This window comes from Streptomyces sp. 184 (assembly GCF_045781775.1).
In the GTDB taxonomy this organism is placed as follows: domain Bacteria; phylum Actinomycetota; class Actinomycetes; order Streptomycetales; family Streptomycetaceae; genus Streptomyces.
The window spans coordinates 985,799-1,002,663 of record NZ_CP123230.1 but is presented as its reverse complement, the minus strand read 5'-3'; the positions used below and the strand labels follow the sequence as shown (position 1 = coordinate 1,002,663).

Annotated in this window: 11 protein-coding genes; 4 read left to right on the top strand and 7 right to left on the bottom strand. The window is 75.8% G+C overall.

Annotated elements, in window-relative coordinates:
• Positions 1 to 41 precede the first annotated feature (41 nt).
• Positions 42 to 1,457, bottom strand: coding sequence for a DUF6350 family protein (locus QBL21_RS04440; protein ID WP_407560654.1), 1,416 nt, complete (start codon positions 1,455 to 1,457; stop codon positions 42 to 44).
• A 76-nt stretch (positions 1,458 to 1,533) separates the two neighbouring features.
• Between QBL21_RS04440 and QBL21_RS04435 the strand changes: the two genes are divergently transcribed.
• Positions 1,534 to 2,862: an RNA polymerase sigma factor gene (locus tag QBL21_RS04435; RefSeq protein ID WP_407560653.1), complete on the top strand. Its 1,329-nt coding sequence runs from the start codon at positions 1,534 to 1,536 to the stop codon at positions 2,860 to 2,862.
• Positions 2,863 to 2,943: 81 nt separating this feature from the next.
• On the opposite strand, the gene sucD is transcribed toward QBL21_RS04435, so the two are convergent.
• The 5 genes from sucD to QBL21_RS04410 all read right to left on the bottom strand — a co-directional run bounded on the left by sucD (position 2,944) and on the right by QBL21_RS04410 (position 10,653).
• Complete coding sequence (sucD, locus tag QBL21_RS04430) at positions 2,944 to 3,828, bottom strand: succinate--CoA ligase subunit alpha (protein WP_407560652.1); 885 nt, start codon at positions 3,826 to 3,828, stop codon at positions 2,944 to 2,946.
• Positions 3,829 to 3,884: 56 nt separating this feature from the next.
• Positions 3,885 to 5,057 (bottom strand): ADP-forming succinate--CoA ligase subunit beta, encoded by a 1,173-nt coding sequence (gene sucC, locus QBL21_RS04425; protein ID WP_407560651.1) that lies wholly within the window; start codon positions 5,055 to 5,057, stop codon positions 3,885 to 3,887.
• A 207-nt stretch (positions 5,058 to 5,264) separates the two neighbouring features.
• Positions 5,265 to 6,452: a VWA domain-containing protein gene (locus QBL21_RS04420; protein WP_407560650.1), complete on the bottom strand. Its 1,188-nt coding sequence runs from the start codon at positions 6,450 to 6,452 to the stop codon at positions 5,265 to 5,267.
• A 77-nt stretch (positions 6,453 to 6,529) separates the two neighbouring features.
• Entirely contained in the window at positions 6,530 to 9,067 is a 2,538-nt protein-coding gene (locus QBL21_RS04415; RefSeq protein WP_407560649.1) for a DUF5682 family protein, read from the bottom strand.
• A gap of 389 nt (positions 9,068 to 9,456) precedes the next feature.
• Entirely contained in the window at positions 9,457 to 10,653 is a 1,197-nt protein-coding gene (locus QBL21_RS04410) for an AAA family ATPase (protein WP_407560648.1), read from the bottom strand.
• A 146-nt stretch (positions 10,654 to 10,799) separates the two neighbouring features.
• On the opposite strand from QBL21_RS04410, the gene QBL21_RS04405 reads away from it, so the two are divergent.
• Both QBL21_RS04405 and QBL21_RS04400 read left to right on the top strand, forming a co-directional pair.
• The gene (locus QBL21_RS04405) at positions 10,800 to 12,314 is read left to right on the top strand and encodes an SWIM zinc finger family protein (protein ID WP_407566301.1); all 1,515 of its coding nucleotides are present in this window, start codon (positions 10,800 to 10,802) and stop codon (positions 12,312 to 12,314) included.
• A 50-nt stretch (positions 12,315 to 12,364) separates the two neighbouring features.
• Positions 12,365 to 14,065, top strand: coding sequence for a DUF5691 domain-containing protein (locus QBL21_RS04400; protein WP_407566300.1), 1,701 nt, complete (start codon positions 12,365 to 12,367; stop codon positions 14,063 to 14,065).
• 161 nt (positions 14,066 to 14,226) lie between these two features.
• On the opposite strand, the gene QBL21_RS04395 is transcribed toward QBL21_RS04400, so the two are convergent.
• On the bottom strand, positions 14,227 to 14,640 hold the full coding sequence (locus tag QBL21_RS04395) for a cobalamin B12-binding domain-containing protein (RefSeq protein ID WP_018834742.1): 414 nt from the start codon (positions 14,638 to 14,640) through the stop codon (positions 14,227 to 14,229).
• A 289-nt stretch (positions 14,641 to 14,929) separates the two neighbouring features.
• Between QBL21_RS04395 and QBL21_RS04390 the strand changes: the two genes are divergently transcribed.
• Positions 14,930 to 16,795 (top strand): M23 family metallopeptidase, encoded by a 1,866-nt coding sequence (locus QBL21_RS04390; RefSeq protein WP_407560647.1) that lies wholly within the window; start codon positions 14,930 to 14,932, stop codon positions 16,793 to 16,795.
• Positions 16,796 to 16,865 lie beyond the last annotated feature (70 nt).

Below are 16,865 nucleotides of genomic sequence, written 5' to 3'. Positions count from 1 at the left end.
GGTGTGCGGGCGGAGTTTGCGCGGGCGGAGTTTGTGCGGCGTCAGTCGCCGCCCGGGTCCTCCTGCCACTCCTCCGCCAGCCGCGAGCGCGGCTCCCACAGCGGCCAGCCCTGCCGGCCCCACCGCCGACGCGCCCGCATGGGCCGGCCCGGCGCCGCCACCGGCAGCGGTGCCGCGCCGCGCAGCCGGACGGCCCGTACCGTGAGCGCCACCGGTGCCCCGGCCACCGCCGTCCACACCACCGCCGCACCGCCGGCCTGCCACCACACCGGGCCGAAGTCCGCCAGCGTCTCCGTACCGAGCGGACCGCCGGCGAGCCACGCCAGCGCCGCCGTGCCCGCGCCGCAGACCAGCGCCGCCAGCGCCGTCACCTCCACCGTGGGCCACCACCGCCAGCTCTGCCCCCGCTCCCCCACCGTCGGTGCGGCGGCCCGCCCCGCGAAGCTCCCGACGACGATCCCCGCCACCACCGGCACCGCTGCGACAGCCCAGGTCAGCGGCCCGCCAGGGCCCTCCCCCGGCACCGCGGCGAGCAGCGGGAAGGCGGGCTGCACGGGGTAGCCGGCGGCGCCCAGCGGCGCCACGGTGCTCCCCGCCCCGACGGCGAACCCGGGCCCCAGGCCATACGCCGCCGCCCACATCGCGGCGTTCGGCAGCAGCGCGACGGCGAGGAGGAAGACGCCGAACCGGCCGGAGACCGTCGTGGAGAGCGACAGGAAGTGCTCCTGCGCCACGGCCGCGTGCATGACCAGGGCGACCCCGCACAGCAGCGCGCCGCCGCCCAGCAGCGCGACGACCCCCGCCGCGCCGGCCCGCGCCGCGGCCTCCGCGCGCGGCGCCGCCCCGGCCCGGGCGTCGGCTGCCTCGGGGTGCCAGCGGCGGGGCAGCAGCACGGCGGGCGTCCCGGCCGCGGACCACACCCCGGCGGCGGTGGCCGCCGCCACCGTCAGCGGCACCACGAGCGCGACGCTGAGCGGCGCCGCTTGCAGCGGCCCGGCCAGCGCGTACCCGGTCACGCCACCGGCGACCGCGAGATAGCCGCAGGCCACCCACGCGCCGGTGGCCAGCGGCGTGAGCTGCGGCCGGCTGTCCTGCGGGGTGAGCGCGTCGCGCGCGGCGCGGTGCAGGAGGAACACGGGCAGCACCGTGAGCAGCAGCGGCGTGAGCCCGACGGGGGCGGAGGCGCCGGTGCGGGTCTCGGTGCGTACGAGATCGGCGCCGTGGGCGAGAAGCCACAGGTCGGCGACGATGCGCAGGGCGGCGCCCGGGCCGCTGTCGGGGTACGGGGACGTGATCCACAGCAGCAGCACGAACACGGCGAGAAAGCCCAGGCCGAGGCCGGCGGCGAGGAACCCGCTCGCCAGCGCGGCGGCGACGGCGGCGCCGCGGGCGCCCCGGGCGCCACGGGCCCGGTGCCGGGAAGAGAACGACGGGGCGAGGTCGGTCAATTGGCTCACGGCCGCCATGCTGCCAAATACACCCGTTTCGCCCTGGTAACGAGCGTTTGCCCGTCGTGTTGGCCACGATGACGATATGGACCCTGACATATCGCCGCTCGCGCCGCTCGGGCCACGCGAGAGGCGCCGGAGACGGCGCGGACAGGGGCGCGTACGGGAGCATGGGCGGGGGCGGTCGGCGGAGCTGGACGACACGCAGGAGATCCCGGTCGCGGGCGGCGTGGCGGGGACCGGGACTGGTGGCGGGACCGGTGGCGGGGCCGGGGTGTACGGGCTCGGGCTGTCCGGCGGGACGCCCAGGAACCGGGCGGCCGGCGGCCGGGCGCACCGGGTCGGAGCGTACGGGAACAGGGCGTACCGCGCCGGCCGGCGGGCCGCCGCCGCGCGCGCCTACGCGGCGGCCGCCGACGCCACCGCCGACGCCGCGGCGGCCGCGTACGACGCGCTCTACCAGCGCAGCGCCGCCGACGTCACCCGGCACACCTACCTCCTGACCGGCGATCACGCCCTGACCCGCGAAGCCGTCGAGCACGCCTTCCACCTGGCGTGGGAGCGGTGGCCCGAGGTGGCCTCCGACCGGGATCCGCCGGGCTGGGTGCGGGCCGCGGCCTTCGCGTACGCGCAGGCGCCCTGGGAGTGGCTCCGCGCCCGGCGGCGCAGGCGCCTGGCGACGGGCCGGCGGCGGCGCGCCAAGGAGCCGTACGAGGACGAGGCGTACGGGGAGGCGGCGGACCGGCGGCTCTTCGCGGCGCTGCGCGCGCTGCCCGAGTCGTACCGCAGCGCCGTCGTGGTCTACGACGTCGTCGGGCTCGACCTGCCCGAGGCCGCCGCCGAACTGGAGGCCAGCACCCTGGCCGCGGCCGGGCGGCTGACCCACGCGCACGAGGCGCTGGCCGACGCCGTACCCGAGCTGCGGGACCTCCCGCCGCGCGAACGGGCCGAGGCGCTGCGCGCCCGGCTGCGGCGGTTCGCCGCCGCGCAGCCGATACGCACCCTGCCCCCGGGCGCCGCCCGCCACCGCAGCGAGCGCCGCACGGACCGCCAGTTGCGCCGCTACGCCCTGCTCGCCGCCGCCATCTTCCTCACCGCCGCGGTCGTCAGCGCCGTGGAGGAGATCCAGACCCGCGACAGGGCCGCGCCCCCGGTGCCGTCCTGGATGACCAGCCGCACCGTCTGGCCGCCGGCACCGGGCCCCGGCCCGCCGCCCGCGCCGGGGTCCCTCGCACCGAACGCACCCGGACACGGCACGGTCGCCGTACCGGACCGGGGCCCGCCCGCCGCGCCCCGCCCGGTCCGGCCGTCCGGCGCGCCGCCGCCGGCCGCGTCACCGGCCGCGCCGCCGTCCGGCGCCGGGGTCACCCGTCCGGGCCACCCGCCCGCGGCGCACCGCGTTGACGGCCGCTGACCCCGGACACGCCGGAGCGGGCCCGCCCCCTCAGGGGCGGGCCCGCTCCCGTTCCGTACCGCAAACCGTGGTGCGGGGGCGTCAGCCCGCCAGCACCTCGCGGGCCAGCCGCGCCGTCTCCGACGGCGTCTTGCCGACCTTCACGCCCGCGGCCTCCAGGGCTTCCTTCTTGGCCTGGGCGGTGCCGGAGGAGCCGGAGACGATGGCGCCGGCGTGGCCCATCGTCTTGCCCTCGGGGGCGGTGAAGCCGGCGACGTAGCCGACGACGGGCTTGGTGACGTTGGCCTTGATGTAGTCCGCGGCCCGCTCCTCGGCGTCGCCGCCGATCTCGCCGATCATCACGATCAGGTCGGTGTCGGGGTCGGCCTCGAAGGCTTCGAGCGCGTCGATGTGCGTGGTGCCGATCACCGGGTCGCCGCCGATGCCGACGCAGGTGGAGAAGCCGATGTCGCGCAGCTCGTACATCATCTGGTACGTCAGCGTGCCGGACTTCGACACCAGGCCGATCCGGCCGGGCTTGGTGATGTCCGCGGGGATGATGCCGGCGTTGGACTGACCGGGGGTGATCAGACCCGGGCAGTTGGGGCCGATGATGCGCGTCTTGTTGCCCTTCGCGCCCGCGTACGCCCAGAAGGCGGCCGTGTCGTGGACCGCGATGCCCTCGGTGATGACCACAGCAAGCGGGATCTCGGCGTCGATGGCCTCGATCACGGCGGACTTGGTGAACTTCTCCGGAACGAAGATGACGGTGACGTCCGCGCCGGTGGTGTCGATGGCCTCCTGGACCGACCCGAACACCGGGATCTCGGTGCCGTCGAAGTCGACCTTCTGGCCCGCCTTGCGGGGGTTGACCCCGCCGACGACGTTGGCGCCGGACGCGAGCATCCGCCGCGTGTGCTTCTGGCCCTCCGAGCCGGTCATGCCCTGGACGATGACCTTGGAGTCCTTGGTGAGGAAGATAGCCATGGTTTTCTTCTGTCCTCTGTCCTGTCTGCGTTCTGCGTTCGGCTGTCGTCCCGGGGTTACTTGGCGGCCAGTTCGGCGGCGCGGTCGGCGGCGCCGTCCATCGTGTCCACCTGCTCGACGAGCGGGTGGTTCGCGTCGCTGAGGATCTTGCGGCCCAGCTCGGCGTTGTTGCCGTCGAGCCGTACGACCAGCGGCTTCGAGACGTCCTCGCCCTTGCCCTTGAGCAGTTCGAGGGCCTGCACGATGCCGTTGGCGACCGCGTCGCACGCGGTGATGCCGCCGAAGACGTTGACGAAGACGGACCGGACGTCCGGGTCGCCGAGGATGATCTCCAGGCCGTTGGCCATCACGTCGGCGGAGGCGCCGCCGCCGATGTCGAGGAAGTTGGCGGGCTTGACGCCGCTGTGCTTCTCGCCCGCGTACGCGACGACGTCGAGGGTGGACATCACCAGACCCGCGCCGTTGCCGATGATGCCGACCTGGCCGTCGAGCTTCACGTAGTTGAGGCCCTTGGCCTTGGCCGCGGCCTCCAGCGGGTTCGCGGCGGCCTTGTCCTCGAAAGCGGCGTGGTCGGGCTGGCGGAACTCGGCGTTCTCGTCCAGCGACACCTTGCCGTCCAGCGCCAGGACCGTGCCGTCGGCGGTCTTGACCAGCGGGTTGACCTCGACCAGGAGGGCGTCTTCCTTGACGAAGACCGTCCACAGCGTCTTCAGGACCTCGACGACCTGGTCGGTGATCTCGGCGGGGAAGCGCGCGGCCGTGACGATCTCGCGGGCCTTGGCGTCGGTCACGCCCTCGTTCGCGTCCACGGGGATCTTGGCCAGCGCCTCGGGCTTGGTGGCCGCGACCTCCTCGATGTCCATGCCGCCCTCGACGGAGGCCATGGCGAGGAAGGTGCGGTTGGCGCGGTCGAGGAGATACGACACGTAGTACTCGTCGGCGATGTCCGCGGTCTGGGCGAGCATCACCTTGTGGACCGTGTGCCCCTTGATGTCCATGCCCAGAATCTGGCCGGCCTTCACGACGGCGTCCTCGGGGTCCGACGCGAGCTTCACGCCGCCCGCCTTGCCCCGGCCGCCGACCTTGACCTGAGCCTTGACGACGGCGCGACCGCCGAGCTCCGTGGTCACCTGGCGCGCCGCCTCGGGCGTGTCGATGACTTCGCCGGCCAGCACCGGTACACCATGCTTGGCGAAGAGATCCCTCGCCTGGTACTCGAACAGATCCACGCGCGTCCGTCCCTTGTGATTCAGTCGTGTCGCGTTGTAATGGCAGGGTCGTCTTGCAGATTAGCCCTGCCTGACAGCGCGGCATAAATTCGGGGTCACCCCGGCGCGGTGAGAACGGTCACAGGTGCGGGTTCCCGTGTGAGCGGGTACGGATGGGGCACGGGGGACTGCTCACGTCCCCGCTCACGCCGCTTCTCACGCTGCTTCTCAGGTCGCCGCGGGCACGGGCAGCGGGCGGCCCTCCAGAGCCGCCGCCATCACCTCGGGGAACAGCTCGGGCGTACAGGCGAACGCGGGTGCGCCGAGGGCGGCGAGCGCGGCGGCATGATCACGGTCGTACGCGGGCGCACCCTCGTCGGAGAGCGCCAGGAGCGCGACGAACTGCACACCCGACGCCTTCATCGCGGCGACCCGCTTCAGCATCTCCTGGCGTATGCCGCCCTCGTACAGGTCGCTGATGAGCACGACCACCGTGTCGGCGGGGCGGGTGATGCGCTGCTGGCAGTACGCCAGCGCCCTGTTGATGTCCGTACCGCCGCCGAGCTGGGTGCCGAAGAGCACGTCCACGGGGTCGCTGAGCTGGTCGGTGAGGTCGACGACCGCGGTGTCGAAGGCGACGAGGCGGGTGGCGAGGGAGCGCATCGACGCGAGGACGGCGCCGAAGACGGAGGCGTAGACGACGGAGGCGGCCATGGAGCCGGACTGGTCGATGGCGAGGACGACTTCCTTGCGCACGGAGCGGGCGGCGCGCGCGTAGCCCACGAGGCGCTCGGGGACGACCGTGCGGTGCTCGGGGACGTAGTGCTTGAGGTTGGCGCGGATGGTGCGGTCCCAGTCGATGTCGCGGTGGCGGGGCCGCTGCACGCGGGCGGCGCGGTCGAGGGCGCCGGTGAGGGTGGCGCGGGTGCGGGCGGCGAGCTTGCGCTCCAGGTCGTCGGTGACCTGGCGGACGACGGTGCGGGCGGTCTCGCGGGCCTCGTCGGGCATGGCCTTGGCGAGGGTGAGCAGCGTGCCGACGAGGTGCACGTCGGGCTCGACGGCGGCCAGCATCTCGGGCTCCAGGAGGAGCGAGGCGATGCCGAGGCGGTCGATGGCGTCGCGCTGCATGACCTGGACGACGGGGGTGGGGAAGTACGTCCGCACGTCCCCGAGCCACCGCGCGACCTGCGGCGCGGACCCCCCGAGCCCGGCCCGCCGCCGACCGCCGCCGCCCCCGTCGGGGGCGCCGTAGAGCGCGGCGAGCGTACGGTCCATGCCGGCGTCGTCCCCGCCCAACGCCTGCCCGGTCCCGTCCCCGCCCCCCTCGGCCCCGAGCACGAGCCGCCACCGCCGCAGCCGCTCGGAGGCGGGGGCGGCGGGAGCGGCCGGGTGGGGGCGGGGGCTGGGTGCGGGCATCGGGGTCTCCTCGTCTGGAGAGCGGGGGTGCGGTGAAGTCGTCGCGGACCTGCGTCCGTTGGCATCGGGCAGCGGGGTCACGGGCGTCCCTCCCCGCCGCCCAGCAGCGTGCGGAGCGTGGGCAGGACGGCGGCGGCGCGGTCGGCGTCGACCTCGTCGGCGAAGCCGGGCAGGCCCTCCGGCTCCGCCGGGCCCGCGGCGGAGGCGCCGCGGCGTACCAGCTCGCCGAGGGCGCGCCGCGCTCCCGGCTCGTACTCGGCGAACGTCCGCCGCAGCAGCGGCAGTACGTCCGTGAAGGCGTCGCCGGCCAGTCCGGTCAGCCAGCCGTCGACCAGCGCGAGCAGCCGCTCGTCGTGCACGAGGAGCATGCCGCCGTCGCCGCCGAGGAAGCCCTCGACCCACGCGGCGGCGTCGGCGGGCGGCACGGCGTGCGACAGGGCGAGGCCCATGACCCGCTCCGCCTCGCGGGCCGGCATCCGGCCGCCGTCGAGGAGCAGCCGCACGGCCCGGCCGCGGATGAGCCCGGGCACGGTGTCCCGGCTGCCCAGCGCCCGCAGCGCGGCGGCCCACCGCCCCCGCAGCGAACCCGTCTCCCCGGAGCCGGCCGCCGCGGGGGCCGCGTCCTGGGCACCCGCCGACGTGCCCGCGTCCTCGGGCCGCTGCGGCGGCGGGGCCGTGTCCAGCAGGGCCACCGCGCCGTGCACCGCGTCGACGTGCGTGCGCATCTCCTGTGCCCCGTCCGCGTCGAGCCCCACGCAGGCACCGGGGAGGCCGACGAAGATCCGGTCGGCCAGGCCCGTCGCGACCTCCGCCAGCGCCGCGGTCTCCGTGCCGCGGACGTCGCCGTAGCGGACGGACCGGGCCAGCGCCGGGAGCGCCTGCGCGAGGTGGCCGACGTCCGTGTCGAGTGCGGCGCGGTCCGCGAGCGCCTGCATGGCGACCGGCAGGGCCTCGGTCAGCTCGGCGAGCAGGCACTGCTCGGCCAGCGCCGTCACCTGCGCCAGCGAACCGGCCTGCGCCGCCTCGTACTCGGCCTTCGCGGTGGCCGCCGCGAGGACCGTCGTGCCCCAGAGCGCCGCCTCCACCACCCGTACGGCCAGATCCGGCTCCCACCGCAGGCTCCACGTCTCGCGGAACGTGCCGGTGCTCGCCCGGGAGACCGCGGGCACGCCCCAGTCGACGCCGAGCAGCCGCAGCCGGTGCAGCAGCCGGCTGCGCCCCGCGTCGGTCTCCTTGCGCAGGTCGAGCTGGAGTTCGCGCTCCTCGGCCGCGGGCTTGAGCCGCAACGCCTTCTGCGTACGGGCCAGATCGCGCTGGAGCGGCACGGCGGGGGCCGAGTCCGGCACCTCGCCGAGCGCGTCGCCGACGACGAGCCGGTCGGCTACGAGCGCCAGCGGCACCTCGGAGCCGTCGCACATCACGGCCCGTACGGCGTCCAGCGTCTCGGCGAGCCCGGCGAGCGGGCGGCCCCGCATCGTCGCCAGCGCGGTGGCGAGCCGCACGGCCTCGATGACGTGCGCCGACGAGATGGTCCGGCCCTCGGCGCGCAGCAGGCCGGCGACCTTGATCAACCAGCGCTCGATGGGCCGGTCCGGGACTTCGAAGAGATGCGCGTACCAGCCGGGGGATTCGATGCCCGCGCCGTAGCCGCTCCGGCGGGCGAGCCGCCGGTGGGTCCACGGCACCCAGGCCACCTCGGTCCTGACCTTGGGCAGGCCCTTGAGGAGCCGGCGGTCGGCGGTGACGGTGGTACGGGCCCGCAGCGCGGGCACGTGCCACGCGCCGCAGACCACGGCGACCTGCACGCCGAACTCGCGCCGCGCCTCGCGCAGCCGCAGCCGCATGTGCGCCTCGCGCACGAGGTCGCGGTCGTGCCCCCCGTCTCCGTACCGCTCCCGCAGCGCACCCATCGCCTCGCCCAACGCGGCGAAGGGCTCGGCCACCTCGCCGCCACCGGCGCCGGAGAGGTCCGGGCCGGGGGGACCGCCCGGCTCCGCGGCGGGCGCGGCGCCGTGCGGCATGCGGTGCTCGATCGCGTCCTCCCACCACCTCTCCGGGTCGTCGTAGCCGGCGGCCTCCGCGAGGACCGCGAGCGGATCGATGCGCAGCGCCTCGGCGTCGAGCGCCCGTTCCCCTCCCCCCGCTTCGTCCGCGTCGCTCGGCGTCCCCTCGTCCGGCGCGCCTGCTTCTTCCGGCGCACCCGGGGCCAGTTGCCCGGGGCCGGCCATCGCGAGGGTGTGGGTGGCGGGGAGGTCGATGAAGCGGACCGGGACGTCGTGGCGCAGCGCCCAGCGGATCGCGACCCACTCCGGCGAGAAGTGCGCCAGCGGCCAGAACGCCGCCCGCGCAGGCTCGTCCACGGCGTGGGCGAGCAACGCCACGGGCGGTCGCATGTCCTCGTCTCCGGCCAGCCCGACGATCGCGTCCGCCTCCGGGGGGCCCTCGATGAGCACGGCCCGCGGGCGGTACGCGTCCAGCGCCGCCGCCACCCCGCGCGCCGAGCCCGGACCGTGGTGCCGCACGCCGAGCAGCAGCGGCTCGACGGTCGCCGCGCCCGCGGCGCCGCGCGGCCGACGCACCTCCTCCGCACCGACCACGGCCCGCTCCCCCTCCATGCCCCCGGCACTCCCGGCCCCGTACTCCGCGGCTCCCCCGGCCGCGCGCTCCGCACCTCTTCCCGCTGCATCCCCCGCGACTCCCCCGGCCACGTACTCCGCACGGCCCGCCACGCGCCCCGCGGCTCCCCCGGCCGCGGCTCCCCCGCCCGCGTACTCCGAGCCAGTGAACTCCGCGCCGGCGAACTCCCCGCCCGCATAGGCCGCGTCCGCTACCCGCACCCCCGCGCCGCCCCCGCCCTTCTCGCCGACTCCTTCACTCTCTCCTCCCCCTGCTCCCCCTCCTCTTTCTTTTACTCCTCTTTCTTTTACGTCCCGCACCTCCACGCCCCCTCCGCCCTCCCGTTCCGCCGTCCGCACCCGGCCGCGGCGCACCGCACCGGGCATCGTCACGCCGTGACCTCGCGGCACGCGCGGTAGAAGTCCTTCCAGCCCGCGCGCTCGCGCACGACCGTCTCCAGGTACTCCTGCCAGACCACACCGTCGGCCGCCGGGTCGCGGACCACGGCGCTCTGGACGCCCGCCGCCACGTCGCTCGCGCGCAGCACCCCGTCCCCGAAGTGCGCGGCCAGCGCGAGGCCGCCGGTGACCACGGATATCGCCTCGGCCGTCGACAGCGTCCCGGACGGGGACTTCACCTTCGTCCGGCCGTCGGCCGTCTGCCCGTCGCGCAGCTCGCGGAAGACCGTGACGACCCGGCGGATCTCCTCGACCGCCTCCGGGACCGGCGGGAGCTGGAGCGAGGCGCCGATCTGCGCGACGCGCTGCGTGACGATGCCGACCTCGTCCTCGGGGGACGCCGGCAGCGGCAGCACCACCGTGTTGAAGCGGCGGCGCAGCGCGCTCGACAGCTCGTTGATCCCGCGGTCGCGGTCGTTGGCGGTCGCGATGACGTTGAACCCCCGGACCGCCTGGACCTCTTCGCCCAGCTCCGCGATCGGCAGCGTCTTCTCCGACAGGATCGTGATGAGCGAGTCCTGCACGTCGGCCGGGATCCGGGTCAGCTCCTCGACCCGCGCCGTCATCCCCTCCGCCATCGCCCGCATGACCGGGCTGGGCACCAGCGCCTCCCGGCTCGGGCCGTTGGCGAGCAACTGCGCGTAGTTCCACCCGTACCGGATCGCCTCCTCCGGTGTGCCCGCCGTGCCCTGCACGAGCAGCGTGGAGTCGCCGCTGACGGCGGCGGCCAGGTGCTCAGAGACCCAGGTCTTCGCGGTGCCGGGCACGCCGAGGAGCAGCAGCGCCCGGTCCGTCGCCAGCGTGGCGACAGCGACCTCCACGATCCGGCGCGGGCCGACGTACTTGGGTGTGATGGCCGTGCCGTCCGGGAGCGTGCCGCCCAGCAGATACGTGGACACCGCCCACGGCGACAGCCGCCAGCGCTGCGGCCGGGGCCGGTCGTCCGCGGCGGCGAGGGCCGCCAGCTCATGCGCGAAGGCGTCTTCGGCGTGTGGCCGAAGAGCGACGTCCTCGGACGCCTCGGCGCCCCCCGCACCCGCGGTCGCCGCGCCGCCCCCGGGCTCCGCGGACCGCCCCGCCTCAGCGGTGCCCCCGATGGCCGCGCCTGCCCCTGTCGTGGTCGTCATCGTCCCCTCCTCGCCGACTCGGTCGCAGCCGCCGTCGCTACCGCCGCGGTGACTGCGGAAACCACCTTGCCGCACGGCACTGACACCGCCCCCTCGCCTGTGGATACCGCAGGTCAGAGCCGTTGTCAGTGGCGGGCCGTAGCGTCGTGGGCATGGAGGGGCTGAGCGAACGGTGGAGCGCGGACCAGGTGTTGGGGCTGGCGCCCGACGCCTCGTCACGTACGGCGGGGAGCAAGCTCGCCGCGGCCGGGCCGTGGGCGGAGTCCGGGGCCGTGGGCGAGGTCGTGTGGGGGCTGTGCCGCGGCAGCGGGAGCAGGCCGTATCAGACGGTGGTGGATCTCCAGGGCCCGGCGTACAGGTGCAGTTGCCCGAGCCGGAAGTTCCCGTGCAAGCACGCGCTGGGGCTGCTGCTGCGCTGGGCGGCGGGCGAGGTGCCCGGGCCGGCGCGGGAGAGCGGGGACGCAGAGAAAGGGGAGAAGGGAGAGAGGGGAGAGAAGGGGGGCACGGACGGGGTTCCGGATTGGGCGGCCGAGTGGCTGGCGAGCCGCCGGGAGAAAGCGGAGCGGAAGGCCGCCGAGCCCGCGGCGGACCGGGCGCCGGATCCGGCGGCGGCGGCCGAGGCGAAGCGCCGGGCGGAGCAGCGGCTTCAGCGGATCGCCGCGGGGGCCACGGAGCTGGAGCAGCGGCTGACGGACCTGCTGCGCGACGGGCTCGCGACGGCGCCGCGGGGCGCGGTGTGGGAGGAGACGGCGGCGCGCATGGTCGACGCGCAGGCGCCCGGGCTCGCCGCGCGAGTGCGCGAGTTGGGGACGCTGCCGGCCTCGGGCCCCGGCTGGCCGGCCCGGCTGCTCGCGGAGTGCGGCTTGATACATCTGCTGGACCGGGGCTTCCTGCGGCTGGACGAGCTGCCGGAGCCGCTGGCGGCGACGGTCCGCGCGCGGGTGGGCCTCACGGTCGACGCCGCGGGGCTGCTGCGCGGCGGCACGCTGCGGGATACCTGGCTGGTGCTGGCCCAGGAGGACGCCGACGACGGCAAGTTGGTGACGCGCCGCATCTGGCTGCACGGCGCGGCTTCGGAGCGGATGGCGCTGCTGCTGGCGTACGGGGCGGCGGGCCGGGCACCGGAGCAGTCGCTGCCGACGGGGCTGGTGCTGGACGCGGAGCTGGCGTACTACCCGGGCGCGTATCCGCTGCGCGCGGCGCTGGGCACGGTCCACGCGGGACCGCGGACCCCGGCCGGGAGCGGCCGGGGAGAGCGGGAGGAGCGGGCCGTGCCGCCGGGTGCCGGGGTCGCGGAGGCGGTCGCGGCGTACGGGGCGGCGCTGACGGCGGACCCGTGGCTGGAGGGGATACCGGTGGTGCTCACGGACGTGATCCCGGTGCCGGAAGAAGGGGACGAGGGCTGGCAGTTGGCCGAGCGCGTGGGCGACCGCGCGCTGCCGCTGCACCCGGCCGCGGCGCGCGGCCCGAGCGTGTGGCAGCTCCTCGCGGTGTCGGGCGGCGGCCCGGTGACGGTCTTCGGCGAGTTCGGCCACGCGGGCTTCCGCCCGCTGACGACGTGGTCCGCGGGCACGGCGGTCCCCCTGACGGGCGCCGCCGCGGCGATGGCGGGGGCGGGCGCGCCGATCGCGGCGCCGAAGGGAGGAGGCGCGTGGCGGTGACGACGAGCCCGGCGCGCGGGCGCCGGGACGACGCGGGCGGAGGGGGCGGGATGACGGTGGGTGTGCAGGACTTCGCGGTGGACCCGGCCGGGGGCTGGGGAGAGTTGGTGGCCGCGGCCGTCGTCGGGGCCGGGCGGCGCGGAATCGACGAGGCGGCGCTGCTCGACGCCGCCGCCGCGGCGACCGTACGGCGGCGGGCCGGGACCGTGCCCGCCCCGGCGCGGGCGCTGCCCGAGCCCGCCGCGCACGATCCGCGGCCCCGGCTGCCCGCCGCCGCCCGGCGGCGGCTCGCCGCGCTGCTCGCGGACCGCTCCGTCACCGGCGGCGGCCGCCGCGGGCCCACGCCCGACCTCGCCGAGCTGATACCGGAGTGGCTGAGGCACGCCGTCGAGTGCGGCTACCAGGCGCCGCCCGAATTGCTCCCCGCGCTGCTCGACGCCGCCCGCGCCCGTATCGACCTGCGCCCCCACGCGCTGGCCCTCGCCGGGCCGCGCGGGCTGTGGCTGGCCGAGCGCGCGCCGCAGTGGGCGCCGCTGCTGCGCGACGGCGCGGCCGGGCCCGCGCTGCCCGACCCGCGCGACGCGGACGCCGTGCGCGCGCTGTGGGAAGAGGGGCCGCGGACCGGCGGGCCGGGGACCAGCCAGGTGCGCGGCGCGCTCTTCGCCGAGGTGCGCCGGGCCGACCCCGCGGGCGCCGTCGGGCTGCTCGCCTCGACGTGGTCCGCGGAGAAGGCCGAGGACCGGCTCGGGTTCGTGGAGTTGCTGCGCACCCGGCTGTCCCTCGCCGACGAGCCGTTCCTCGATGACGCTCTGGCCGATCGCAGCCGCAGCGTACGGGCCGCGGCGGCCGACCTCCTCGCCGGGCTCACCGGCTCCGCGCTGGCCGGGCGGATGGCCGCGCGGGTGCGGTCGCTGGTGGTGCTCGACCGCAGCGAGGAGCCGCCGGTGATCGCGGTGGAGGCGCCGTACGAGTGCGACGCGGCGATGGAGCGGGACGGCGTGGTGGCCAAGCCGCCGGCGGGGATGGGCGAGCGGTCGTGGTGGTTCGGGCAGTTGGTCGCCGCCGCGCCGCTGGCCGTGTGGACGGAGGTCTTCGACGGCCGTACGCCGGAAGAGGTCATCGCGCTGCCCGTCGCCGACGGCTGGCGGCCCGACCTGCTCGCCGCCTGGAGCCGCGCCGCCGCCCGGCAGCACGACTCGGCCTGGGCCCGCGCCCTCCTCGGCACCGCCCCGACCTCACCGCCGAACGAGCCGCCCGCCTTCACCGCGGGCCCGCCCGGCACCGCGCCCCCGGCAAGCACCCCCGGCGGCGCCTCCGGCGGCGGCGAGAACGTACCCGGGCGGGACCCCGCGCGGCTGCTCACCGCGCTGCCCGAGGCGGAACGGGCCGCGTGGGTCGCGGAGTTCATCTCGGCGCACGGGCTGTCGGAGGCGTTCCGCCTCCTCGGCTCCTGCGCCGTGCCGTGGCCCGAGGAGCTGGGCCGGGCCGTGGTCGACGCCCTGGAGATCGCGCGGGACGGCGGCAGTTACCCGTGGAGCTTCAGCGGCGTGATGGGCCTCGCGGAGCGCTGCCTCGACCCCTCGTACGCCGTCCGCCTCGAACCGCTCGCCGCGATGCACGAGGAGGCGGAGGAGAGTTCGCCGGGCGCCGCCGGCTACTGGTCGGAGGCGTTCCAGCGGCTCGTGGCCACGCTGCGGATACGCGCCGCGATGCGCGACGAACTCACCACGCCCGCCGCCCTGCGGCCCTGACCGTCCGGCCTCCCCGGACTGCCCGGACTGCCCTGGCCGTCCGGACCGACCGGACCGGTGCGACGAACGTGCCGCTCCCGGTGGCGCCCGCCTGAACCCCGGCAGGCGCCACCGGCGTCAGGTCCGCCGGCGTACGCGCCCGTCGCGCGTACGCGCCGCGCTCACGCGCCCGCCGGCTCGCGGACGTTGGTCCGCACCCACTCCACCACCTCGGTGGTCGCCGCGCCCGGCGTGAAGATCTCCGCGACACCCAGCCCCTTGAGCTGCGGGATGTCGTCGTCCGGGATGATCCCGCCGCCGAACAGCTTGATGTCCAGCGCGTCCCGCTCCCGCAGCAGCTCCACGACCTTGCCGAAGAGCGTCATGTGCGCCCCGGAGAGGATGGACAGGCCGATCGCCTCGGCGTCCTCCTGGATCGCGGTGTCGACGATCTGCTCCGGCGTCTGGTGCAGGCCCGTGTAGATGACCTCCATGCCGGCGTCGCGCAGCGCCCGCGCGATGACCTTGGCCCCGCGGTCGTGGCCGTCGAGTCCCGGCTTGGCCACCACCACGCGGATCGGACCGGTGCCACTCATCGCTGCCTCCATCGCGCGGTGCCGCGCGTTCGTGAGTCCTTCGAGGGTGTGAACGAACGTTATCCCCAGCATCGCGCACCCCGGCCGACCGCAACATGCGGGGAGGGGGAAATCACACGTGCGGCGACCGGCAAATCGGACAGCCGTGGCCCCTGTCTTACCCTCGGGTACTCGAAAAATCGGGCAAGTGCCCCGAACGCGCACCGGTGAAACCAACGAAAGATTGTCGAGCCGTGGGACGCCCGGTACAGTCGCGGCAGTCTCCTGCTCCCGAGGCGAAAGAGAAGTGGTGAACGACCGTCCCCCGCCGGGCTTCCCCACCCCGGCCTCTCCCGCTGACGATGCCTCCTTCGGAAGCCTCGACGGCTACGGGTACGGCTACGACACCTCCGGCCACGGCGGCGGTTCCGGTGAAGAGCCTCTCCATCACGGCTATCAGAGCTACGACGGCTACGACACGGGCCATCCGGGCGCGTACGCCACCACGGGCTACGAGGCCACCGGCCACGAGACCGGCGGCTACGAAGCCGGCGGTTACCTGACGCCCGACCTCGCCCCGTCCTGGGACACCGGCACGCAGTCCGTCGACTTCGGCGCGTACAGCGCGAACGGCCTGTACGGCACGGCCGATCCCCACGCCGGAGACTCCTACGCCGCCGACCCGCACGCCTCCGGCGGCTACGACGTCTCCGCGCTCTGGTCCGAAGGCGCCGGCGACACCCCGGCCGGCGGCATCCCGCGGCAGGCGGGCCCGGCCGACGACTACGACTACGGCTATCCCTCGGCGAGCGCCCCGACCGCGCAGTGGAACACCACCGGCGAGTGGTCCGGCTGGGACACCGGCACGCAGCACGAAGTTGCGCAGCACGAGACAGCGCAGCACGGCGCCACCGCGTACGAGGCCGCCCAGTACGACACGGCGCACTACGACCCGGCGCAAACGGCGCAGTACGACACCGCACAGCACGAGGTCCCGCAGCACACCGGCGCGCAGTACGACTCCGCCGCCGCCTGGGGCACCGGCCACTACGACACCGCGGCCTACGCGGACGCGGCCACCGACGCGACGGGCTACCCGGACACCACGGGGTACGCCGAAGCCACCGCGTACCCCGAGTCGTTCACGGACACGGCCGCCGCGTACGACGAGCACGGCGCCTACGCCCCCGCCGCCGTGAACGCCGGGCACCCCGACCCCGACGCGACCGCCGCCTGGGACTTCGCCGCCGTCGCCGAGCACGAGGGCCACCAGACGCACGACGGCTACGCCGGGCACGACGGGCACGCCGGGCACGACCACCCCGACAAGCCCGACGCGCCCGAGACCCCCGCGGCGCTCGACGCCGACCCCGCCCCTGCCCCTGCTCCGGACACCGCGCGCAGGCCGGTCGGCGCCCCCGTGGGCCGCGCCGCCCGCACGAGCCGCCGCCGCTGCCCCAAGCGCTCCGCGCTGCTCACCGTGGCCGTGCCGTCCCTCGCCGTCGTCGGCGTGGCCGGTGTCGCCGCCGCGAGCGTCACCGGCAGCGGAGCCGGCTCCGAGGACGACGGCAAGACGACGCAGGCGGCCCCGGACACGGTGTCCGCCAAGTCCTCGAAGGCCAACGCCGCCCTCGACACGCAGCTCCGCGGCGTCACCGAGGACGCCGACGACTTCGCCGACCGCGCCAGCCGCACCCAGGAGCGCATCGACCTCAAGGAGAAGCAGGAGGCCGAGCGGAAGAAGGAGGCGAAGGAGGCCGCGCGCAAGGAGGCGCAGCGCCCGAAGTTCGCGGTCCCCGTCGACAGCCCCGGCCTCAGCGCGTACTACGGCCAGGCCGGCGTCAACTGGATGTCCGTGCACACCGGCATCGACTTCCCCGTCTCGTACGGCAGCGAGGTCATGGCCGCCACCGACGGCACGGTCACCACCCGCTACGACTACTCGTACGGGAACATGCTCGTCCTCACCGCGTCCGACGGCACCGAGACGTGGTACGCCCACCTCGACAGCTACGCCATCACCACCGGCCCCGTACAGGCCGGCGACGTCGTCGCCTACTCGGGCAACTCGGGCAACTCCACCGGCCCGCACCTGCACTTCGAGGTGCACCCCTACGGCGGCTCCGCCATCGACCCGCTCGCCTGGCTCCAGGAGAAGGGCCTCGACCCGCAGTAGGCCCGCCTGCCCGCGGAAAGCCCGCCCACCGGCAGGGGCCCCGCGGTGAACCGGCCCGCCCGCGGCGGGC

Excerpts from the sequence above, each read along its gene's own strand:
- QBL21_RS04435 (WP_407560653.1), top strand. The coding sequence starts at position 1,534 with ATGGACCCTGACATATCGCCGCTCGCGCCGCTCGGGCCACGCGAGAGG.
- sucD (WP_407560652.1), bottom strand. The coding sequence starts at position 3,828 with ATGGCTATCTTCCTCACCAAGGACTCCAAGGTCATCGTCCAGGGCATG.
- QBL21_RS04420 (WP_407560650.1), bottom strand. The coding sequence starts at position 6,452 with ATGCCCGCACCCAGCCCCCGCCCCCACCCGGCCGCTCCCGCCGCCCCC.
- QBL21_RS04415 (WP_407560649.1), bottom strand. The coding sequence starts at position 9,067 with ATGGAGGGGGAGCGGGCCGTGGTCGGTGCGGAGGAGGTGCGTCGGCCG.
- QBL21_RS04410 (WP_407560648.1), bottom strand. The coding sequence starts at position 10,653 with ATGACGACCACGACAGGGGCAGGCGCGGCCATCGGGGGCACCGCTGAG.
- QBL21_RS04400 (WP_407566300.1), top strand. The coding sequence starts at position 12,365 with ATGACGGTGGGTGTGCAGGACTTCGCGGTGGACCCGGCCGGGGGCTGG.
- QBL21_RS04395 (WP_018834742.1), bottom strand. The coding sequence starts at position 14,640 with ATGAGTGGCACCGGTCCGATCCGCGTGGTGGTGGCCAAGCCGGGACTC.